The organism is Deltaproteobacteria bacterium (assembly GCA_016210005.1).
In the GTDB taxonomy this organism is placed as follows: Bacteria; Desulfobacterota; Binatia; order HRBIN30; family JACQVA1; genus JACQVA1.
Map to the genome: position 1 here is coordinate 1 of JACQVA010000009.1, position 21,201 is coordinate 21,201.

17 protein-coding genes are annotated in these 21,201 nt (G+C 64.9%); 7 read left to right on the forward strand and 10 right to left on the reverse strand.

Annotated features, from left to right (window positions below):
- Positions 1-428: 428 nt before the first annotated feature.
- The 3 genes from HY699_01615 to HY699_01625 all read right to left on the reverse strand — a co-directional run bounded on the left by HY699_01615 (position 429) and on the right by HY699_01625 (position 3,622).
- On the reverse strand, positions 429-746 hold the full coding sequence (locus HY699_01615; GenBank protein ID MBI4514499.1) for a DUF4326 domain-containing protein: 318 nt from the start codon (positions 744-746) through the stop codon (positions 429-431).
- 539 nt (positions 747-1,285) lie between these two features.
- On the reverse strand, positions 1,286-3,172 hold the full coding sequence (gene hflB / locus HY699_01620) for an ATP-dependent zinc metalloprotease FtsH (protein MBI4514500.1): 1,887 nt from the start codon (positions 3,170-3,172) through the stop codon (positions 1,286-1,288).
- Between the two features lie 12 nt (positions 3,173-3,184).
- Positions 3,185-3,622: a universal stress protein gene (locus HY699_01625; protein MBI4514501.1), complete on the reverse strand. Its 438-nt coding sequence runs from the start codon at positions 3,620-3,622 to the stop codon at positions 3,185-3,187.
- A gap of 502 nt (positions 3,623-4,124) precedes the next feature.
- Between HY699_01625 and HY699_01630 the strand changes: the two genes are divergently transcribed.
- From HY699_01630 to HY699_01640, 3 genes are all read left to right on the forward strand, one after another.
- The gene (locus HY699_01630; protein MBI4514502.1) at positions 4,125-6,062 is read left to right on the forward strand and encodes a serine protein kinase; all 1,938 of its coding nucleotides are present in this window, start codon (positions 4,125-4,127) and stop codon (positions 6,060-6,062) included.
- Positions 6,063-6,140: 78 nt separating this feature from the next.
- Positions 6,141-7,325 carry a DUF444 family protein gene (locus HY699_01635; GenBank protein MBI4514503.1) on the forward strand — a complete coding sequence of 395 codons (1,185 nt, stop codon included), beginning with the start codon at positions 6,141-6,143 and terminating at the stop codon, positions 7,323-7,325.
- 14 nt (positions 7,326-7,339) lie between these two features.
- Positions 7,340-8,773 carry a SpoVR family protein gene (locus HY699_01640; protein MBI4514504.1) on the forward strand — a complete coding sequence of 478 codons (1,434 nt, stop codon included), beginning with the start codon at positions 7,340-7,342 and terminating at the stop codon, positions 8,771-8,773.
- Between the two features lie 7 nt (positions 8,774-8,780).
- On the opposite strand, the gene HY699_01645 is transcribed toward HY699_01640, so the two are convergent.
- Positions 8,781-9,704: a Dyp-type peroxidase gene (locus HY699_01645; protein ID MBI4514505.1), complete on the reverse strand. Its 924-nt coding sequence runs from the start codon at positions 9,702-9,704 to the stop codon at positions 8,781-8,783.
- A 140-nt stretch (positions 9,705-9,844) separates the two neighbouring features.
- Between HY699_01645 and HY699_01650 the strand changes: the two genes are divergently transcribed.
- Positions 9,845-10,609, forward strand: a complete 765-nt coding sequence (locus HY699_01650; GenBank protein MBI4514506.1) for a methyltransferase domain-containing protein — start codon at positions 9,845-9,847, stop codon at positions 10,607-10,609.
- 232 nt (positions 10,610-10,841) lie between these two features.
- Here HY699_01650 and HY699_01655 read toward each other — a convergent pair whose 3' ends face one another.
- From HY699_01655 to HY699_01680, 6 genes are all read right to left on the reverse strand, one after another.
- Complete coding sequence (locus HY699_01655; GenBank protein MBI4514507.1) at positions 10,842-12,017, reverse strand: PilT/PilU family type 4a pilus ATPase; 1,176 nt, start codon at positions 12,015-12,017, stop codon at positions 10,842-10,844.
- 5 nt (positions 12,018-12,022) lie between these two features.
- Complete coding sequence (locus HY699_01660) at positions 12,023-13,129, reverse strand: type IV pilus twitching motility protein PilT (protein MBI4514508.1); 1,107 nt, start codon at positions 13,127-13,129, stop codon at positions 12,023-12,025.
- Between the two features lie 190 nt (positions 13,130-13,319).
- Positions 13,320-13,958: a CPBP family intramembrane metalloprotease gene (locus tag HY699_01665; protein ID MBI4514509.1), complete on the reverse strand. Its 639-nt coding sequence runs from the start codon at positions 13,956-13,958 to the stop codon at positions 13,320-13,322.
- A 194-nt stretch (positions 13,959-14,152) separates the two neighbouring features.
- Positions 14,153-14,803, reverse strand: a complete 651-nt coding sequence (locus HY699_01670) for a septal ring lytic transglycosylase RlpA family protein (GenBank protein ID MBI4514510.1) — start codon at positions 14,801-14,803, stop codon at positions 14,153-14,155.
- Between the two features lie 50 nt (positions 14,804-14,853).
- Positions 14,854-15,999 (reverse strand): acyl-CoA dehydrogenase family protein, encoded by a 1,146-nt coding sequence (locus HY699_01675; protein ID MBI4514511.1) that lies wholly within the window; start codon positions 15,997-15,999, stop codon positions 14,854-14,856.
- Positions 16,000-16,099: 100 nt separating this feature from the next.
- Positions 16,100-18,448 (reverse strand): glycoside hydrolase family 3 C-terminal domain-containing protein, encoded by a 2,349-nt coding sequence (locus HY699_01680; protein ID MBI4514512.1) that lies wholly within the window; start codon positions 18,446-18,448, stop codon positions 16,100-16,102.
- Between the two features lie 190 nt (positions 18,449-18,638).
- On the opposite strand from HY699_01680, the gene HY699_01685 reads away from it, so the two are divergent.
- From HY699_01685 to selD, 3 genes are read left to right on the forward strand one after another with little or no spacing between them, the layout of a single operon-like run.
- Entirely contained in the window at positions 18,639-19,583 is a 945-nt protein-coding gene (locus HY699_01685; protein ID MBI4514513.1) for a ketopantoate reductase family protein, read from the forward strand.
- Positions 19,580-20,035, forward strand: a complete 456-nt coding sequence (locus HY699_01690; protein MBI4514514.1) for a Mov34/MPN/PAD-1 family protein — start codon at positions 19,580-19,582, stop codon at positions 20,033-20,035. Before HY699_01685 ends, HY699_01690 begins: the two co-directional genes overlap by 4 nt.
- A gap of 50 nt (positions 20,036-20,085) precedes the next feature.
- Entirely contained in the window at positions 20,086-21,138 is a 1,053-nt protein-coding gene (gene selD, locus HY699_01695) for a selenide, water dikinase SelD (protein MBI4514515.1), read from the forward strand.
- Positions 21,139-21,201 lie beyond the last annotated feature (63 nt).

Here is a 21,201-nt window from a genome sequence, read left to right on the forward strand (position 1 = left end):
CCAATGTACAGCGTGCCGCTCCGTCTGCTGGCCAGGATGTAAACGCAGAACTGCTTGTCCATAGCGCCAAACGCCAAACTGGATTCCCGCTTTCGCGGGAATGACGGCCATAACACCGAACCACGTTACCCACAAATCTGTCGCGCACCCCCGGTTGTGGTCCAGGGCCACGGCAAAGTCCGCAACGGAGATTTCGAGAAGTGAAGTGGTGATGGAATCAGCGGAGATTCCCCCTTTGAAAAGGGGGATCGAGGGGGATTTGTCCCAATGACTCCGCATCAAATCCCTCCTGACCTCCCTTTTTCAAAGGGAGGGACCTGTTGCTGTGGCGACGCGATGGCCCCGAAACCCTCCGTGAACGATTTCGCCGTGACCTGGGTTGTGGTCGAGTCTTGCAAGTGCTGCCGGCGGCAGCGCTGCGGGCCGGGCTAGGCGGGGTGAAGTTCACCGCCGCCGGTGTAGGCGTCGTGATGACCCAGATCGGCCAGTTCGGCGAGAACGTCGCCGTGACACGGCTCGGGGGCGCAGTCGCATCCGAGCGCCATGCCGCGCAAGGCGCGCAGGTCGCGCAGCAGCAACGGCTGGCGGATCAGCCACTGGCGAAACTTGTCCACTACTTCCGCGCGCGAGCCATCGCGGCCGATGTGAAAGGGGCTTCCCCACTTCGACGGGCGGCCGATGAACACGTCCGCCGGTTCGCGCCGGCAATGCACCACCCGCGTCTTCGGCCGTGGTTCGGAGGGCATCCGCCGCGTCGCGTCTCGCCACGCCGCCTCGAAGGCCTGGTGGTATTCCTCGGGGTTACGCACCCAAGCCATGGGCAGCGAGCGGAAGCGCGCCGCCGCTTCGACTTCGCGGGCGGCCGCGCTGAAGCCGGCGAAGTACGCCAGCGGCGGCTCCAGATTGCTGACGTACGCGGTGTAGGTCGGATCGACAATGCGCCCCTCCATCTCACACCAGCCGTGTTCGACCACCAGCGGATGGCTCTTGTTCACGACGATCCAACCTTCGACGTACACGGCGTAGTCGCCCAGCAGGTGCACCGCGCGCGCCGCATTCCACCAGCAGCGGCGATATTGCGCGCGCACACGGCGGGCAATCATCGAGGAGGTCTCACGATCCAACTCCGGTGCTACGGAGTGCATACGGGGCGGGAAGTTAGCGATTTTCCCCACCGTTCGTCAATGGCGCTGGGCAGGTTTTTTTCACCGGCCGCCGGCCAAGCCGAAACCGGCTCAGAACCGGTGGGCCGCCGCGACATCCCCCCGACCGAGGGGACGTCGGGCTAGGCCGTCTGCGCTGCCCGCGCCGGGGGGCGCTCGCGGTACGCGCTCACCAAGCGGCGCAGCTCGTCGCCGTCGAGCACCTCGGCAACCATGAGTTGCTGCGCCACCTGATCGAGCAGTGGGCGCCAGTCGGTGAGAATCGTGCGCACCCGCGCATGCGCGCCTTCGAGGATCTTCTCCACCTCGGTATCAATGGTGCTGGCCTTATCCTCGCTGTAATCCTTGCGCGACAGCAGCGGCGAATCGAAGAAGGGCGAGCGGCGTTCGCGCTCGAAGGTACGCAGACCGAGCACGTCACTCATGCCGTACTGGGTCACCATACTGATGGCGATGTCGGTCGCTTTCTGCAGGTCATCCTGCGCCCCGGTTGATATATCGCCGAAGACCACCTCTTCCGCCACGCGCCCGCCGAGTAGCACGCACAGTCGATCTTCGAGCTCCGAGCGGGTCATCAGGTAGCGGTCCTCCGTGGGCAGCTGCTGGGTATAGCCGAGCGCACCGATCCCGCGCGGGATGATGGAGATCTTGCGCACTATATCCATGCCGGGCAGCGCGGTGGCCACCAGCGCGTGGCCGCTTTCGTGGTAGGCCACAATCTCCTTCTCGCGCTTGTTCATCACGCGGGTTTTGCGTTCGAGTCCGGCGATCACCCGATCGATCGCGTCATCGAAGTCGGCCATGGTCACGTAGGCGTGCTCGCGGCGGGCCGCCAGCAGCGCGGCTTCATTGACGATGTTAGCCAAGTCGGCACCGACAAAGCCGGGAGTGCGGGCCGCCACCACGGCGACATCGACGTCGGGCCCGAGTTTGACCGTGCGCGTGTGCACTTGCAGGATGGCCTCGCGGCCGCGCACGTCGGGCCGGTCGAGAGCGACGTGGCGATCGAAGCGCCCGGCGCGCAACAGGGCGGGATCGAGAATCTCGGGACGGTTAGTGGCGGCCATGATGATGACGCCGATGTTGGGGTCGAAGCCGTCCATCTCGACCAGCAGCTGATTAAGGGTCTGCTCGCGCTCGTCGTGGGTGCCGAGCGGATTGATGGCGCGCGACTTGCCGAGCGCATCCAACTCGTCGATGAAGACGATGCACGGCGACTTCTGTTTCGCCTGCTCGAACAGATCACGCACGCGCGCCGCCCCGACGCCGACGAACATCTCGACGAATTCGGAGCCGCTCATGCTGAAGAAGGCCACCTTGGCCTCGCCCGCCACCGCCCGCGCCAGCAAGGTCTTGCCGGTGCCCGGCGCGCCGACCAGCAGCACGCCTTTCGGAATCTTGCCGCCGAGGCGGCGAAATTTCTCGGGTGAGCGCAGGAACTCGACGACTTCCTTTAGTTCCTCCTTGGCTTCGTCGATGCCGGCCACGTCGGCAAACGTAACGCGGGTTTCGCTCTCGACGTAGACCTTGGCCTTGCTGCGCCCGATCGCCATCAGACCCGAGCCCGGGCCGGCCGCGCCGATGCGGCGAAACAGAAATCCCCACACCACCAGAAAGAACACCACGGTGGCGATCCATGACAGCAGGTTCGTCAGCCAGGTGGCGGCAAGCCGGCCACTGTAAGGGATGCGCTGGGCATCGAGGGTCTCGATGAGCTTCGCATCCTCCACCCGCACGGTGCGAAAGTAGTGAGTCTTGCCGCCCCACTGCTGCATCTGGCGCAGTTGGCTCTCGGGCAGAATACCGGCCAGCTCGATGGTAGTCAGTTTACCGGTGATGTAGTCGGGGCTGATCACGACATCGGTCAGCTTGCCCGCGGTCACCAGTTGTTTGAATTGGGCGTAAGTGATCTCGCTGACTTCTTCACGCATCAGGTAGGTATTGAGCAGCAGCAGCACCACCACTGCGGCGACGAAATACCCGATCGAGAATCGAACCCGCTTCTCCATCAGCCGGCCGGCCTACGGCACGCACAACACCGCACAGGGGGCAGCGCGCAACACCTTCTCCGCCGTACCGCCGAACAACAAGTCCTTCAGCGTCGCCGAGGTTCCGCTGCTGCCGATGGCAATCAGATCCACATCGAGGTCGGTGGCGATCTTCAAGATCTCGACGAACGGAATGCCCTCAACCACCATCAACTCGATCTCCGCGCCCTTGTCCTTGCTGAGCCAGACGCGTTCCTCCTCGGCACGCGCCCGCATCTTGGCGACCGCTTCGGCGTAGGTACCGAGGCCGAGCTTGTCGACCCGCGCCGCCAAGTCGGTGTCGATCACGTGCAGGGCGGTGACCTCGCCCTCGGGCGGGCGCAACGTGACCGCCATCTCGAGCGCGCGCAGTGAGCCGGGCGAAAAGTCCACCGGGACGAGGATAGCGTTGAGTTGACGTGCCCTGGTCATAGCGGAAGAACCACGAGTCGAGGCATCATACACAGCGCCGCCCCGCAAGTCAGCCCCGCGGTGATTGCCGGCCGGGGGGTGCCGGTGACGAAGGTTGGCCCGCTCGCTGGCACCGTGCGAGCGGGGGCGTAGCGGAATTTTCTTGACTGCCCGTGGGGCCGATGTTAGCGTCAGTGCCAGACGCAATGCTGTGGTGTTGAGGAAAGGAGCACGGTGAAGGGGCGCGTCAATCGTCTCGATCCTCAGTCTTCGTTTCCGCCATCGTTCTGCTTCCCCATCCGCCGATCGGGCCCGCGCGGCCGCCTGAATCCCACTGCCTTGAATGCGTACGGTGGCGATCGCTATAATTGCATTGTTCGCGGAATCCGATGAGCAGCTGTATCCCCACCGAGCGTCGCATTTCATCTCGGCACCGAGCGAGTATTTCCGATGACGTAAACTGAAGCCAGCAGCCCGCTGACGGGCCAGCCAGCGGCATCTCCCGCACAGGAGGAGCGTAGGCATGGAAAAGGAAAGCGTGAGTTTCGAGCGATTGATCCGAGAAGACCGAGCCGCGCACAGCAGTCGGGCGTGGAAAGGGCGGTTTCTGGACTACCTCGAGTTGCTGAAGGCCGATCCCATCCTTCCCAAGCTGGCGCACGCGCGGCTCCACGACACCATCGTGAAAGCCGGGGCGCGCGACATTCTGGCCAGCGAAGATGCGCGCGTGAAGCGGCTGTTCAAAGACGAGAACGTCAAGGTCTACCACTTCTTCGAGGAGGAGTTCTTCGGCATCGAGAAGACCCTGGCGCAGATCGCGCGCTACTTCCAATCGGCGGCCCTCAAGGGTGAAGAGAGCCGGCAGGTGCTCTACCTCATGGGCCCGGTCGGTTCCGGTAAGAGCTCGCTGGTGGAGAAACTCCAGCGCGGCCTCGAAGAGGCCGAACCGTTCTACGCCATCGAGGGTTGCCCGATGACCGAGGAGCCGTTGCACCTCATCCCGCGCCACCTGCGCCGCGAGTTCGAGAAGATGCTCGGTGTCCACATCGAGGGCGACCTCTGCCCGGTGTGCCGCTTCCGCCTCAAAGAGGAGTTCGGCGAGCGCTACGAGGAGTTCCCGGTCGCGGCGCGCCAGTTCTCCAAGCGCAACCGGATCGGCATCGGCGTGGTCCCGCCCGTGGATCCCAACAACCAAGACACCTCGGTGCTGATCGGCAGCGAGGACATCTCCAAGCTCGATCTCTACTCCGAGGGCGATCCCCGCGTGCTCGACCTCAACGGCGCCATCAACGTCGGTAACCGCGGCATGGTGGAGTTCATCGAGGTGTTCAAGAACGAGACCGAGTACCTCCACGCCATGATCACTGCGACCCAGGAAAAGGTGATCCCGGCCCCCGGGCGCCACGGCATGGTGTATGTCGACACCGTCATCGTTGCCCACTCCAACGAAGCGGAGTGGCAGAAGTTCAAGGCCGACCACACCAACGAAGCCATCCTCGACCGCATCGTGGTGGTCAAGGTGCCCTACAACCTGCGGCTCTCGGAAGAGGTCAAGATCTACCAGAAGATCATCCGCAACTCCGACTTCCGCGCCCATGTCGCGCCCCACACGCTGGAGGTCGCCTCCATGTTCGCCATCCTCTCGCGCCTCGAGCCGACGGCCAAGTGCGACTTGATGACTAAGCTCAAGCTCTACAGCGGCGAGGAGGTGGTCGAGAAGGGGCGGACCAAGAAGATCGACGTGCGCGAGCTGCGCGACGACGCCAAACGCGAGGGCATGGGCGGCATCTCCACTCGCTTCATCATGAAGGCGCTCGACAACGCGCTCTCGGACAACATCGAGGGCAACTGCATCAACCCGATCAACGTGCGCGAAGCCCTCATCAACATGACTAAGGAAGCCGACTTGCCCGACGACACGCGCAAGCAATACCTCGACTTCCTGCAAGACGTCCTGCACAAGGAGTACCTCGACATCTTGGAAAAGGAGATCACCAAGGCCTTCGTGTACTCCTACCAGGAGCAGGCCGAGTCACTGTTCCAGAACTACCTCGACCACGCCGAAGCTTACGTCAACAAGACCAAGGTGAAGGACCGCAACACCAAGGAGGAGCTGCAGCCGGACGAGGGCTTCCTCAAGTCGATCGAGGAGCAGATCGCCATCATCGGCTCGGCGGCCGACGGCTTTCGCCAGGAAGTGATCGCCTATCTGTGGGCGGCCGGCCGCCGCGGCGCCCGCATCAGCTACCGCAGCTACGAGCCGCTCAAGGAGGCGATCGAGAAGAAGCTGATGACCTCGGTGCGCGACATCAGCCGCATCATCACCAAGGCCCGTACCCGCGACGAAGAGCAGAGCGAGAAGTACAACACCATGGTCGAGAACCTGTTGGCCCACGGCTACTGCACCAACTGCGTCGACGTGGTGCTCAAGTACGCGGCCAACAACCTGTGGAAGGACTGAGGCAGCCGGGCGGTAGCGGCGGTGCGGCTCGCCCGCGCCGCCGTTGCTCGCCCGCCCCGCCTGCTGCGAGTGCCCCCGATGACGACGATCTTCCGGCCCTTTCGCCAAGCCGACGCCCAACGCAGTGACCGTGCCGCCGGGGATCGCTTGCGCCATCGCCAGAAGATCCGCCAATCGATCCGCGAAAATATCGCCGACATCATCGCCGAGGAATCCATCATCGGCAAGGACCGCGAGCGGGTCATCAAGGTACCGATCCGCGGGATCAAGGAATATCGCTTCATCTACGGCGAGAACGCACCGGGTGTCGCCCAAGGCAGCGGCTCGACCCAGCCCGGCCAAGTAGTCGGCAAAGCCCACCGCGAGGGCCAGGGCCCGCCCGATCGCGCCGGCGACCGGCCGGGCGTGGACTACTACGAGACCGACGTCAGCCTCGACGAGCTCATCGACATCATGTTCGAGGATCTCGAGCTCCCCGACCTCGAGCGCAAGCGCCTGCGCGAGCTGCCGGCGCCGCAGCTGACCAAACGCAAAGGCTATCGCACCGTCGGCATCCGCGTGCGCCTCGACAAGCGCCACACCGCCCGCGCGCGGCTCAAGCGTCGCCTCGCCACCCATCACGGGCCCTCCCATTTTCCCGGCGACCAGCCGCCGCGGTTTCCCTTCCACGATGATGACCTGCGCTACCGCCACATGGTCGCTGACCTCAAGAAGGAGTCCAACGCCGTCGTCGTCTGCATCATGGACACCTCGGGCTCGATGGACACCATGAAGAAGTACCTCGCGCGCAGCTTCTTCTTCTTGCTCTACCAGTTCATCGTCACCAAGTACCGCAATGTCGAGATCGTCTTCATCGCCCATCATACCGAGGCGCGCGAAGTCACCGAAGGCGAATTCTTCCACAAGGGCGAGTCCGGCGGCACCTTCATCTCCTCCGGCTATCAAAAGGCGCTCGACATCGTAGCCGAGCGCTACCACCCGTCGCTGTGGAACGTCTACGCCTTCCACTGCTCGGACGGCGACAACTTCGACTCCGACAACCCCGCCGCGTTGCGCACCGCTCATGAGCTGGCGCAGGTGTGCAACCTGTTCGGTTACGGCGAAATCAAACCGCTGGGTTCGCGCTACTACGAAAGCTCGATGCTCAATATCTTCCGCCGCCTCGAGGCCGACAACTTCCAGACCGTGTTGATCGAACGCAAGGAAGACATCTGGCCGAGTTTTCGCGCCTTCTTGGCCAAGGACCGCGGCCGGGAACAGTGAAGGCCGAGACCGCCATGGCTGCCCCGTACACCGTCGACGATCTGATGGCATGGGACGAACGCATCCGCGAGCAGGCGGCGGCTTTCGGCCTCGACTGCTTCCCGCAGGAATTCGAGCTCTGCGATCACAACCAGATGCTCGGCTACATGGCCTACTCCGGCATGCCCTCGCACTACCCGCACTGGTCCTACGGCAAGGCCTACGAGAAGCTCAAGACTTTATACGATTACGGCGTCAGCGGCTTGCCCTATGAAATGGTCATCAATTCCAGCCCGGCGCTGGCCTACCTGATGCGCGACAACACGCTCTTGTTGCAGATCCTCACCATTGCCCACGTTTACGGCCACAACGACTTTTTCAAGAACAACGCCACCTTCCGCAGCACCCGGCCCGAGTTCACCATCAGCAGCTTCAAGGCGCACGCTGCCCGCGTCCGCCGTTACATCGAGGACCCCAGCATCGGCCTGGAGCGGGTCGAGCCCATTGTCGATGCCGCCCACGCGCTCTCGTTACAGTGCCGGCGTAATCTGGCGATCCGCAAACGCACCATCGAGGAGGTCCGCAACGACCTCATCGAGGCCGGGCGACCGCCGGCCGATCCATTCCAGCAACTACATCGCCGCCCCAAGCACGTCGAGCCCGACCTGCGCAAGGTCCCGCCCGAGCCGGACGAGGACGTGTTGCTCTTCATCCGCGACCACAATCCCTACCTCGCCGAATGGGAACGCGATCTCATCACCATCGTGCACGAGGAGGCGCAGTACTTCATTCCGCAAATCGAAACCAAGATCATGAACGAGGGCTGGGCGAGCTACTGGCACAAACAGATCCTCGACCACCTCGACCTGCCCGAGGGCTTACAGCTCGAATTCATCGTGCGCCACAACCAGGTGGTGCGGCCGTTCCCCGGCGGGCTCAACCCCTACCACCTCGGCTTCAAGGTCTGGGAAGACATCCGCCGCCGCTACGACGACCCGACCGCTGAGGAACGCGCCGAGATCGGCGATCCCGGCAAGAACGGGCTGCAGAAGATGTTCGAGGTGCGCGAGAGCGATCGCGACGTGTCGTTCCTGCGCCGCCACTTGACCGAGCCGCTGCTGCGCGAGTTGGATCTCTTCGAGTACGAAGCCCGCGGTGACGACTTGGTGGTGAGCAAGGTCGCCGACAGCGAGAGCTGGCGTGACGTAAAGGCGCTCTTGTTGCAAAGCGTCGGCATGGCCACCGTGCCGGTGATCAAAGTCGATGATGCCGACTTCAGCGGCAACCGCACGCTCTATCTCGTCCACGCCCATGACGGACGGGATCTCCTGCTGGAGCATGCCGAGAAGACGCTCGCCTATCTGCATCGGCTGTGGCAGCGCGAGGTCGCCCTCGAAACCCTCGTCGGCGGCAAGCGCACGTTGCTGGCGTACACCGACCGCGGCTTTTCGACCAAGAGCCTGAAGTGAGAACCCGTCAGCGGCCCAACTTCTTGAGCAGCGCCAGCGACGGGGCGAAGAACGTCGCTCCGGTGACGGCGCGGGTGTAATCCGTCAGCTGGTCGTGCAAGCCGTCGCCGGCGACTCCCATCATGCGCGCCAGCATCTTCTCGAAGGTATCGATGGTCTTGTTGTAGGCGATGAAGAAGAGACCGGCCTCGCTCACCGTGCCGTACGGAAAGCTGTGGCGCACGATCTCCAACTCCTCGCCGTTCTCCTCGATCACCACGCGGCTGATGTGAGCGGTGGCGGGCTTGGCCTGCTCGGATAGCTCTTTGCTGTCGCGCTTGCGCCGGCCGATGGCTTCTTCCTGCTCCGGCGTCGGCAGCGCCCGCCACCGCTTGAGATCGTGGACGTAGCGCTGGGTGAACACGAAGCTGCCGCCGGCAAAGACGGGATCCTCTTTGCCGATCAACGCCACGGCGGCGCGCTCTTTGCCCTTCGGGTTCTCGGTGCCGTCGATGAACCCGGTCAGGTCGCGCGAGTCGAGGTAGCGGAAGCCGTGCACTTCGTCCATCACCTCGACCGTGTCGCCCAGCTGTGCCCTGATCCGCATCGCCAGCTCGAAATTGAGGTCGTGGCGCTTGGACAGGATGTGCAAGAGTAGGTCACCGCCGGTGTTCGGTGCGCACCGGTCGCCGGCCTCGATGGCCTTGAACGGCCGCAAGCCCTGCGGCCGCCTTCCGGGCGAGAGTACGCCCCAGAACTCTGGCCCGAAGGCGACCGTGCAGGCCAGCTTGGCGCGCCGGTCGGCGGCTCCCACCTTGGCCACCAGTGACGGCACCGCCGCCGCCACGCGCGAGACTGCACCGGCGTCTTGCGCCTGGTCGCGCACGCGCAAGATCAGAAAGAGCGCGCTGGAGCTGGGCTCGGGTACGATACCAGGCTGCGGCTGCGGCATGTGATGACCTCCCCTCATCGGCAATTCGCGCGTGTGCACGCTGATTCATTGAATCATTGCGCGCGCGAGTCAATGGCGGCGGTTTGCTGTTTGACTGCGCGCAGGTCGCTGTCTACACAGCCAAGGCGAGGATGCGCAAGATGAACGAGCCTGCGCCACGCTTCTGGGAGATCTTCTTCGAGGTCTATGAGGCCCTGCCTCGGCAGGGCCCAGGCAACCGCGCCGGTGCCGTGAAAGCACTCGGGTTCTGCCGAGACTTGCCGTCGGCACCGGCGGTGCTCGACCTCGGCTGCGGCGTCGGCGGACAGACGATTCATCTCGCCCAGCTCACCTCCGGGTCCATCGTCGCCGTCGACAGCCACGCCCGGTTGACCGACCGACTCCACCGGATCATCAACGCGAGCGGCCTAGCCGACCGCGTCAAGCCGATGGTGGCCGACATCGCCCACCTGCGCCTGCCGCCCGAGAGCTTCGACCTGATCTGGTCCGAGGGGGCACTCTACAACATCGGCATCGAGAACGCCTTGCGGATCTGCCGCTCCCTGCTGCGGCCCAACGGCTACGTCGCCTTCACCGACGCCGTCTGGCGGAAGCAGAACCCGCCGCCCGAAGTGCGGGCGAGCTTCGATTTGGAATATCCGGACATGGGTTGGACCGCCGATGTTCTCGCGGCCTTGAAGAAGTGCAAGTTCGAGCTGCTCGGCCACTTCACGATCCCCGACGAGGCCTGGTGGGATGACTTCTATTCCCCCATGCAACGGCGGGTGGAGGAGCTTCGCGGCAAGTACGCCGCCGACGCTGAAGCACTCGCCGTACTCGATCAGATCGGGCGGGAGCCGGAGCTTCATCGCCTGTACTCGCAATACTATGCCTACGAGTTCTTCGTGGCACGCCGCGCCGAGTGATCGCGCACACCCTTGACGCCCACCCCTCCGAATTGGCACCGAATTGCGCGGCGGCGAGGGCGGAGTTGCGACGTAAGCTTTGGAAGCGGGCAAGCTTGCTGGAATTGGCGCCGCGAGTGTCTTCATGAGAGCGGACGCGTTGGGGGTATGGCAAACCGGGCAGTGATGGCGGGGCGAAGTGGTCCTTCGCGCCGGGGGCTCGGGCGACTGGCAGTAGCGGGGCCGCACCGCCTTACGGGCGGCGGAAACCGGGCGGGCCTTGTGGGGGCACGCCTTCGATGCGGAAATCGCTCTTGTCCGGCCGCAACGGCCGGCGCTTTTCGGCTTCGGCCTTGGCCGTTTCTTTCAGATCCAGATTCTTGATGCGGATGCGCAGGTTGTTGGCGCTGTCGGCGTTGGCGAGCGCCTGCTCTTCGGTGATGCGCCCGGCGGCGTAGAGATCGTACAGCGCCTGGTCGAAGGTCTGGCCGCCTTCGAGCATGCTCTGCTGCATGGCCTCCTTGAGAACGTCGATCTCGCCCTTCTTGATCAGATCCTTGACCCGCGGTGTGTCGATCAAAATCTCCAGCGCGGCGACGCGCTTGCCATCCACGCCCTGCACCAGGCGCTGGGAGACGATCGACCTCAGGTTGAGCGATAACTGGAGGTAGATCTCCGGGTGGCGAATGCCGGGAAAGAAGTTCATCACCCGCTCGATGGCCTGGTTGGCGTTATTCGAGTGCAGCGTCGCCAGGCAGAGATGGCCGGTCTCGGCGAAGGTGATGGCGGCCTCCATGGTTTCGAGGTCGCGGACTTCGCCGATCAGGATCAGGTCGGGGGCTTGCCGCAAGGTATTGCGCAGGGCCTCGCTGAACGACACCGTATCGAAGCCCACCTCGCGCTGGCTCACCAGGCACTTCTTGTGCGGGTGCACAAACTCGATCGGGTCTTCGATGGTGACGATGTGGCCGTTGGCGTGTTCGTTGCGGTGATCTATCATCGCCGCCAGCGTGGTTGATTTGCCGGAGCCGGTGGCCCCGGTCACCAACACCAAGCCGCGCCGGCTCGACACGATGGTCTTGAGCACTTGCGGCAGGCCGAGCTCGTCGACGCTCGGGATGTTGACCTTGATCTGGCGAATCACCACCGCCACCGCCCCGCGCTGGCGAAAGACGTTGACACGAAAGCGCCCCAGGCGGCCGGAGGCCAACGCCAGGTTCATTTCGAGTTTCTCCTCGAACACCGCCCGCTGGCGCTCGGTCATCAGGGTGTTGGCGAGATCTTCCACCTCCGGGGCCGAGAGCGGTTCTTCGCCGAACACCTCGGTGATGCCTTCGATACGTAAGACCGGCGGGCTCTCGGCGGTGAGATATAGATCCGAGGCGCCGCGCACGCCCATTTCACTGAGAAGGGTACGGATATCGTACATCGCCCCTATGCTCGTCCCACCATCGGTGCCACCGGCCGCGGCCGCAAGTTCGGCCGGCCATCGCCGCCTGCGCTAGCGCCAAACAGGTTCGGCGTCAACGTGCGCGACTGGGCCTCTTCGCGCGTGACCAATCCCTTGTTGACCATGTCGACCAGCGCCATGTCGAGCGTCTGCATGCCGACGGCCTGGCCCGTCTGCATCGCCGACGGCAGCTGGTGCACTTTGCCTTCGCGGATGAGATTGCGCACAGCCGGCGTGCCCATGAGGATCTCTAGGGCCGCAATCCGGCCGCCGACGCGCTGCTTGAGCAGGGTCTGGGTGATGACGGCCTGGATCGACTCGGCAAACATGGTGCGAATCTGCTCTTGCTGCGAGGCCGGGAAGACGTCGATGATGCGATCCACCGTCTTCGGTGCACTCGAAGTGTGGACCGTGGCGAATACCAAGTGGCCGGTCTCGGCCGCGGTCAGCGCCAGCGAGATGGTTTCCAGATCACGCATTTCGCCGACCAGAATCACGTCGGGGTCCTCGCGCAGGGCGCCGCGCAGGGCGTTGGCGAACGAGAGCGTGTGCGGCCCCAGCTCGCGCTGGTTGATCAGACACTTCTTCGACTCGTGGACGAACTCGATGGGATCTTCGATGGTGAGAATGTGACCCTCGTAGGTCGAGTTGATGTAGTCGATCATCGCCGCCAGGCTGGTGGACTTGCCGGAGCCGGTGGGGCCGGTAACCAGCACCAGGCCCTTCTCCTTGTCGCAAATCTCCCGTAGTACCGGTGGCAGACCGAGCTGCTCCATGGTCATGACCTTGGAGGGAATCAGCCGAAAGACCGCGGCGTCGCCCTTGCGCTGGCGAAACACGTTGACGCGGAAGCGGGCGATGTCGCCGAGCTCGAAGGAGAAGTCCACATCGTGGGTCTCGTCGTAGTTCTTGCGCGTCACGTCGGACATGATGTCGAACACCATGTGCCGGACTTCCTCGGCGGTGAGCGGCTGATATTCCAGCCGTTTCATGTCGCCATGGAGCCGCAGCATCGGCGGCTCGCAGGCACTCAAGTGCACGTCTGACGCCCCTTGTTGATGGGCGAAAGTCAGCAGTTGCGTAATATCCATACAGCGCCCCCTTGTGGCCAGTTGCCTATTCGGCGAAGCAATTGGCACGCCAGATGCGCAGGCGGCTTTGGCGATAAAATCGGCGTCGCGACGGCCAGCGGCGGCGGGATGTGGGTGGCGAAAGGGCGCTGATCGTTAAATCGGTAACAGGGACTGGCGTAGGTTTTGTTGGTCGCGGCAGGCCGCTTAATCAGCTCAAACTCACCAGAATCGTCTTCAAAAGCACGTTGCTCAGCGCGTGGTAGACGGTTGGAATCACCACCGAGTCCGTGCGCTCGCGCAGCCAGCCGTACCAGAGGCCGGGAAAGATCACGATCACTTGGGCCGGCCCGCCCAGCGGGATATGGCAGAGGGCAAACAACAGCGCCGCTAGCGGTAGCCCGAGCCCGCAGCGAACACCCAAAACGCCGGTGCGTTGTCCGAGGGTGCGGTTGAGCTGCGACTGCAGGTAACCGCGAAAGAAGAACTCCTCCGGCAATGCGACGCCGAGGAGCTGGCTGAAAAGCAGCATGTGCGGCGATTGCGGGGCGGTGAGCGCGAAACGTGACCCGAGCCACCAACGGGCGAACAGGAGGTGCCCGGCGGCGTAGAGAGCGAGGAGGGCAAGGTTGAGCAGATGGAACCACAAGCCACCCCAGCGCCGGCGCTGGGAGAGGTCGAGCCCGTAGTCGGCGTAGTCGCGCCGGCGCAACGTGATCAACGCGAACGGCACCAGAAACCACAGGCTCGGCTCGTGCAGCCACAACGCCAGCGGCAGTGTCAGGGCCAGCAGCGCGAGCGCTTCAAGACTCGGGGCTAGCGGCCGGCTGGGATCGTGTTTCACCGCCATGGCTCAGCGCGGGCTTCGCCCGCAGCCCAAAGCTCGACAGGGGTATTCCGTCATGCCCGCAATCCTTAAGGCCTGCCCCCGCGAAAGCGTGGGACGGGCATCCAGGGGCGGTGGGGCTCCGGATGGATTCCCGCCTTCGCGGGAATGACGGAGGGAAATCTGCGCGCGACGCCGAGACTTTCGGCCATAGTAGTTCAGGGGGCGACACCGTCTTCGACGATGACCGCGGATAGGCCAAGCGAAGTTACGCTTTGCGCCAGGGCCACGGCATCGGCGCGGTGTGCGAATCGTCCCACGCGCACGCGATAGTAACGGCCGCTGCCGGTTTCGAGGGTGGCGATGCGCACTTGATCGAAGCGTTTGTCGAGCGCCGCCCTGAGCCGCTGGGCGTTATCGCGATCGCTGAAGGCGCCGACCTGGACCGTGAATGCCGCGGCCTCCATCTGAGCACTGGCACTATCCAGTACCTCGATGCGCACCGGGGCCGTCCCCGGCCCGATCATGCCCAGGTGGCGCGCCGCGGCGCGCGACAAGTCGATCACTCGTCCGGCCACAAACGGGCCGCGATCATTCACCCGTACTTCCACCGAGCGCCCGTTTTGCAAGTTGGTCACCGCCACGCGGCTCCCCAACGGCAAGCTCGGGTGCGCCGCTGTGAGATCGTCTTGATCGTAGATCTCGCCACTCGAAGTCGGGTTGCCGTGAAAACCTGGGCCGTACCAAGAGGCAACGCCCGTTTGTGAGGCCCCGGCCTGCGGTTGAATCGGCGCCGGGCGCCGGCTGCCGAACAGCCCGCAGCCGCACACAAGCACCGCCAGCGCCACCACCCCGGCATGCCGCCACATGCGCCGCTTATAGCGCAGCCGGCGCAACCCGAAAAGCGCGCACCCGCGCTTCAGGTCCCGCGCGGCAGCCCCAGCACGCGTTGCGCAACGATGTTGCGCTGCACTTCGCTGGTGCCGCCGGCGATGGTCAGCGAGCGATCATAGAGGAACTGATAGTGCCAGCGGCCGCGCTCGGGGACCCGTTCACAGCCTTCCCAGAGCTCGGCATAGGGGCCGAGCATATCGACGCCGGTTTCTGAAAAGCGCTGCCCCAGCTCGGTGGAGAACAGCTTCATGGCCGCCGACATGTGCGGGTTGATGCGGCCGTGCAGCTGGTCACTCATTGCCCGCAAGCCGAACGACTTGGTGATCTGCGCCTTGATGGCCAGGTCCGACAAGCGCTGGCGCCAGATGGGATCGGCGGCAACGCTGCGGCTGCGCGCCATCTTCAGCAGGCGGCGCAGCACCTGGTCGGCGCGGATCGCGCCGGCAATCCCGCTGCGCTCGTTGATCAACGCGGAGCTGACGACCTCCCAGCCTTGCCCCTCGGCCCCCAGACGATTGCTCACGGGTACGCGCACGTCGTACAGGAAGACCTCGTTGAACTCGCTGTCGCCGGTGAGCTGGCGAATCGGCCGCACCTCGATGCCCGGCGACTTGAGGTCGATCAGCAGCATCGTCAGCCCGGCCCACTTCGGCCCGCCCGCCGAAGTGCGCACGAGGATGAAGTACCAGTCGCTGATGTGCGCCAGCGTCGTCCATACTTTCTGTCCGTTGACGACGTACTCATCGCCGTCGCGCTCGGCCTTGCACTTGGCTGCGGCCATGTCGCTACCGGCGCCGGGCTCGGAGTACCCGGTCGCCCAGATCTCGTCGCCGCTGAGAATCGGGGCCAGGAAGCGCTGCTTCTGTTCCTCGGTACCGTACTTGATGATCGCCGGGCCGACCCACCAGATCGCCATCGCGTTGATCGGGGCAGGCGCGCCGGCCTGTGCCAGCTCCTCATTGAGAATCGCCTGCTCCATCGCCGACAGGCCGGCGCCACTGTACTCCCGCGGCCAGCCGGCGCCGAGATAGCCGGCTTGATACAAGCGGCGCTGCCAGGCGCGCAGCACCTCGAAATCGCGCCGCTCATCGGCTTCGGGCGCATTGCTCTCGATCCACTGCCGTACAGTGAGGCGGAATGCCTGCTCTTCGGGGGTGTAATTGAGGTCCATGACAGCACCAGCCTTCAAGGGTTGCGGCAACGCCAACTGCGGCGCAACCTACCACGGCACCGCCGACAGGCAAGAACGGCGGCGACAGCGCCCCCGGAGTTCAGCTTACAGTCACCGTGCTCGAGAACACCTTCGGCACCACCGTCGTCTCGCCCGTGATCTCGAACTGCCCGCTCAGCCGGATGTCCGCTGACGAGCTACCCACTAGTGCTTCGATGGCTCCGGGTTCGACGACGAAGCGCATGCTGCGATCGTAGAAGCCGAGCTGAGCCACGGCGAGCTCGAAGGTGACGGTCTTGGCCTGGCCGGGATCGAGCGCGATGCGGCGGAAAGCCTTCAACTCCTTCACCGGCCGGGTAACGCTGGCGACGACGTCGTGGACGTAGAGCTGCACGACTTCTTCCCCGCTGCGCTCGCCGGCGTTTCTTACCGTCGCGCGAATGCGCACGGTGTCGGCGGCCCCGGCCCCAGCGGGGGAAATCTCAAGGTCGCTGTATTCGAAGCTGGTAAAGCTGAGGCCGTGACCGAATGGGAACAGCGGCTTGGTCGTCATGCCGGCGTATTCTCCCTTCCAGTGCGAGCGGCCGCCGGACGGCTTGTGGTTGTAATACACCGGCACCTGTCCCACGCTCACCGGCAACGAGATCGGGAGCTTGCCGCCCGGGTTGAAATCACCGAAGAGCACATCGGCGACCGCAGTGCCGGCCTCCTCGCCCGGCAGCCAGGCTTCGATGAGCGCGGGCACGTGCGCGGCGATCCATGGCAGCGCCAACGGCCGGCCGTTGATCAGCACCACCACGACGGGCGTGCCGGTTACCACCACCGCTTCCACCAGCGCCTGCTGTACGCCGGGCAGTCCCAGCTCGGCGCGGTCAATCGACTCTCCGCTGGTGCAGCCATCCGCCAATCCGGAGCGGTCGCCGACTACCACTACGGCCACCTCGGCTTGTTCGGCCGCGGCCACCGCGGCCGCAAAGCCGGCAGTGGCCGCGCCCGTGATGTCGCAGCCGGGGGCACTGTGGATCACCGTTTGTGGCGACAGCTTGCGTTTGATGCCGTTGAGGACGCTCACCATCGGCACGAAGTGCATGGCGAGATCTACCAGCCCGGCCGGGCGCGGTGATTGGTCACCCTCTTTGATTTCGCCGAACATCATCTCGAGGTGGGCGGGGTAGTGATAGTCGCCTTGTAGCAAGCGGATGCTGTCGGCGCTCGGGCCGATGACCGCAATCGACGGCAGCGTCTTGGGCAGCGGCAACAGGCCGTCGTTCTTGAGCAGCACGATCGACTTCTGCGCCAGGCGGTGGGCGAGCGCGCGCTGCTCCGCGGTGTCGAAGACCGCCGCAGCGCCAGCATCGTCAACGTAGGGCTGCTCGAATAGGCCGAGCTGGAACTTCATGCGCAGCAGGCGGCCGACGGCGGTATCGACCAGCGCGACATCAACCCGGCCGTCTTCCACTGCTTGGCGCAGCGGTTCGCCGTAGCAGTGCAGCGCCGGCAGCTCGACATCGATTCCGGCTGCGAGCGCGAAGCCGGCGGCTTCGGCTTCGTCGCCACCGATGCGGTGGTATTGGAACAAGGTGGCGATGGTGAAGTAGTCGCTCACCACCACGCCGTCGAAACCCAACTCGCGGCGCAGCAGATCGTTGAGTATCTCCTTGGAAGAGCCCAGCGGCACGCCGTCGATCTCGTTGTAAGCGTTCATGATCGAGGCCAGTTGCGCTTGTTTGATGACCGCTTCGAACGGGGCGACGTAGACCTCGCGCAACTCGCGCGCCGGGATGTGGGCGGGCGCCCAGTTCAGGCCGCCCTCGGAGGCGCCGTAGCCGGCGAAGTGCTTGCCGGTGGCGACAATGCCGCGGCGCAGGTCGTCGCCCTGCAAGCCGCGCACGTAGGCGATGCCCATTTGCGCTATCAGGTAGGGATCCTCACCGAAGGTTTCCTCGGTGCGGCCCCAGCGCGGATCCCGGGCGACGTCGAGTACCGGAGCCAGCGCGTGATGCGCGCCGGCGGCGCGCATCTGGGTGCGAATGACACTGGTCATCGCCTCGATCAGCTCCGGCTCCCAGGTGCTGGCGAGGCCGATGGCCTGCGGAAAGCAGGTTGCCCCGCGGGCGAGATAGCCGGCGCAGCTTTCCTCGTGGATGATGGCGGGAATGCCGAGACGGGTCCGCTCGACCAGGAATTTCTGGATCGCGTTGGCCACGGTCGCGCTGGCGGCCGGGGCCAATACCGTCGCCCCGCCGATGCGGGTGATGTGACCGATGCCGTGAGCCAGAGTCGTCCGCGCCCGGCGCTCGCAAAAGGCTTCGTCCCGAATCAGTTCACTCGACCAGACGCAACCGATCTGCGCCAGCTTCTCCGGCAGCGTCATCCGCGACACCAGATCGCGGACCCGGGCGTCGATCGGCTGGGTAGAATCGAGATAGGGCGCCTGCTCCTTCGCCATGGTAAAGCCTCCTGTGGCCCGAACCATTGCACCGACCAGGCAACTACTGCAACGAGGCAACCTATTAGGGGTCTGCGGCCGGCTCTCCGCGCTGTTCACCGCGTCACCGCCATTGTGGGCATAACCGGCAAGGCTTGGTCCCAAGCGCAAAACCTGGCAGGCTCGCGGGCATGGGGAACCGGAGCGGACCATGAGGGTATTGATCGCGGGTGCGGGCGCGCTCGGGTCGGTCTTCGGCGGCTTCTTGCGCCGGGCGGGGTTGGCGGTGACGCTGCTCGGCCGGCGCGGCCATCTCGCGGCCATCGCGCGCGATGGGCTGTACATCACCGGCCTCTGGGGCGATCACCGCGTCGCTGGGTTTGACTTGTGCGAGTCGGCCTCACAGTTGGCCGCCCCGTTCGATGCCGTTCTCTTGGCAGTCAAGTCGTACGACAGCCGCACCGTGGCCGAACAGGCCGCGCCGTTGCTCGCCCCGTCGGGCGTGGTGATCTCACTACAAAATGGCCTGGGCAATCTCGAAGCCATCGAGTCCGTGGTGACACCGGCGCGAACACTGGGCGCGCGCGTGATCTTTGGGGCTGAAATCACCCAACCGGGCTGTGTGCGCGTTACGGTGTACGCCGACCAGGTCCTGATCGGAGCACGGCGGCCGGGCGTGTACCCACTGTTGGATCAAGCGGCGCAGCAGTGGGCGGCCCGCATTGACGCGGCCGGGATTCCGGCGGCCGACAGCAGCGACATCGATGCCGCGCTGTGGGCCAAGGTCTTCTACAACGCCGCCCTCAACCCGCTTGGTGCGCTGCTGGGGGTGCCGTATGGGGCGCTGGCCGCACACGCCGAGACCCGCGCGTTGATGGACGCAATCATTGGCGAGGCCTTCGCCGTGGCTCAAGCAGAAGGCGTCGGCCTGCCGTGGGCATCGGCGGACGAGTATCGCCAGCTGTTCTACGGCCGGCTGGTGCCCAGCACCGTCGACCACCGCTCCTCGATGCTGCAAGACCTCGAACGCGGGCGGCGCACCGAGATCGACGCGATCAACGGCGAGATCTGGCGCCGCGGTCAGGCGCACGGTATCGTCACGCCCTACAGTGAGACGCTGACCAGAATCGTCCGCTGCCGGGAGCAACAACGGTGATCGAACTACGCATCACGGCGGCCAGCCGGGCCGCGATCGCGGCCGACGCGGTCGCGTGCTACCCGGAGGAGGCCTGCGGCTTCATTATCGAGCGCGCCGGCAACGAAGAGGTGGTGCGCGTCACCAATGTCCAGAACCAGCGCCACGCTGCCGATCCCAAGCGGCGCGACGCACGCACCGCCTACAGCATGGGTCCCGAAGCCGCGCCCATACTGATCGGCCACGACCGCGGCGAGTTGACCATCCGCGCGATCTATCACTCCCACCCAGACCACGACGCTTACTTCTCGGTCGAGGATTACAAGCAAGCAACCGTGTGGGACGAACCCAGTTACCCCAACGCCGGGCAACTGGTCATCTCAGTGCGCAGCGGAGCGGTGCGGGCGATAAAAGCCTTCGCCTGGAACGCGGCCAGCAGGGAGTTCGCCGAGATCACTCTCACGGTCGAGTAGTCAGGGGCGCGCGGTCGTCTTGCCTATCGGGCCGTGGTAAGGTCGCCGGCATGGACGAGCGGCAACGCATTCGACTGACATCGTTCAGCCACGGCGCGGGTTGAGCCTGTAAGATCGGCCCCAAGGATCTCGGCGAGATCCTCAGCAAACTGCCGCCGCCGGCGGACCCCAATCTGCTGGTCGGCAGCGAGACTTCGGACGATGCCGCGGTTTATCGGCTGGCGGACGACCTCGCCATCGTGCAGACGGTAGACTACATCACGCCGCTGGTGGACGACCCTTACGCCTACGGCCAGATCGCCGCCGCTAATGCGCTCAGCGACATCTACGCCATGGGCGCACGCCCGATCCTAGCGCTCAACATCGTCGGCTTCCCGGCCAGCGAACTGCCGCTCGAAATGCTCGGCGAGATTCTGCGCGGCGGCTTCGACAAGGCGCGCGAAGCCGGGGTGACAATCGCCGGCGGCCACAGCGTGGACGACCGCGAGCCCAAGTACGGCATGGCGGTCACCGGCGTGGCTCGGCCCGAGGCTATCATCCGCAACTCCACCGCCCGCGCCGGGGATCGGCTGCTGCTGACCAAGCCGCTGGGCACCGGTATCATCTCCACCGCCATCAAGCGCGACCTCGCCAGCCCGGAGCTGATCGCCGAGGCGATCCGCCTGATGAGCACGCTCAACCGAGCCGCTGCGGCCGCGGTTGCGGCCGTTGGGGTGAATGCGATCACCGACGTAACCGGTTTCGGTCTGCTTGGGCATCTGCACGAAATGAGCGCCGGCAGCCGGGTCGGAGCCCGCGTTTCGCTGCAACGGCTGCCGGTGTTGGCGGCAGTGTGGTCTTTGGCGCGCGACGGCATCGTGCCCGGCGGCAGCCGGCGCAACCTCAGCTATGCAGAGGCTTTCACCGACTTTGAGGACGCGGTGCCGGCCGAGGCGCGTCTCATCCTCTGCGACGCGCAAACCTCAGGTGGCCTGCTGATCGCCGTGCCGGAGCGCAAGTGCGCGGCGCTGCTGCGCGCGCTGAGCGACAACGGCGTCGCGCTAGTGGCGGAAATCGGCGAAATCATCGACGACGCTTCGGGGAGGTTGCACGTCACCGCCTAAACCGCCGCCCGGCCCGCGTCGTGGCATGTATTCTGCTCCCAGCTCATGTCGCCAAGAAATGAG

Excerpts from the sequence above, each read along its gene's own strand:
- HY699_01685 (MBI4514513.1), top strand. The coding sequence starts at position 18,639 with ATGAGGGTATTGATCGCGGGTGCGGGCGCGCTCGGGTCGGTCTTCGGC.
- HY699_01650 (MBI4514506.1), top strand. The coding sequence starts at position 9,845 with ATGAACGAGCCTGCGCCACGCTTCTGGGAGATCTTCTTCGAGGTCTAT.
- HY699_01655 (MBI4514507.1), bottom strand. The coding sequence starts at position 12,017 with ATGTACGATATCCGTACCCTTCTCAGTGAAATGGGCGTGCGCGGCGCC.
- HY699_01635 (MBI4514503.1), top strand. The coding sequence starts at position 6,141 with ATGACGACGATCTTCCGGCCCTTTCGCCAAGCCGACGCCCAACGCAGT.
- hflB (MBI4514500.1), bottom strand. The coding sequence starts at position 3,172 with ATGGAGAAGCGGGTTCGATTCTCGATCGGGTATTTCGTCGCCGCAGTG.
- HY699_01675 (MBI4514511.1), bottom strand. The coding sequence starts at position 15,999 with ATGGACCTCAATTACACCCCCGAAGAGCAGGCATTCCGCCTCACTGTA.
- HY699_01665 (MBI4514509.1), bottom strand. The coding sequence starts at position 13,958 with ATGGCGGTGAAACACGATCCCAGCCGGCCGCTAGCCCCGAGTCTTGAA.
- HY699_01625 (MBI4514501.1), bottom strand. The coding sequence starts at position 3,622 with ATGACCAGGGCACGTCAACTCAACGCTATCCTCGTCCCGGTGGACTTT.
- HY699_01645 (MBI4514505.1), bottom strand. The coding sequence starts at position 9,704 with ATGCCGCAGCCGCAGCCTGGTATCGTACCCGAGCCCAGCTCCAGCGCG.
- HY699_01680 (MBI4514512.1), bottom strand. The coding sequence starts at position 18,448 with ATGGCGAAGGAGCAGGCGCCCTATCTCGATTCTACCCAGCCGATCGAC.
- HY699_01660 (MBI4514508.1), bottom strand. The coding sequence starts at position 13,129 with ATGGATATTACGCAACTGCTGACTTTCGCCCATCAACAAGGGGCGTCA.
- HY699_01640 (MBI4514504.1), top strand. The coding sequence starts at position 7,340 with ATGGCTGCCCCGTACACCGTCGACGATCTGATGGCATGGGACGAACGC.
- HY699_01670 (MBI4514510.1), bottom strand. The coding sequence starts at position 14,803 with ATGTGGCGGCATGCCGGGGTGGTGGCGCTGGCGGTGCTTGTGTGCGGC.
- HY699_01630 (MBI4514502.1), top strand. The coding sequence starts at position 4,125 with ATGGAAAAGGAAAGCGTGAGTTTCGAGCGATTGATCCGAGAAGACCGA.
- HY699_01615 (MBI4514499.1), bottom strand. The coding sequence starts at position 746 with ATGCCCTCCGAACCACGGCCGAAGACGCGGGTGGTGCATTGCCGGCGC.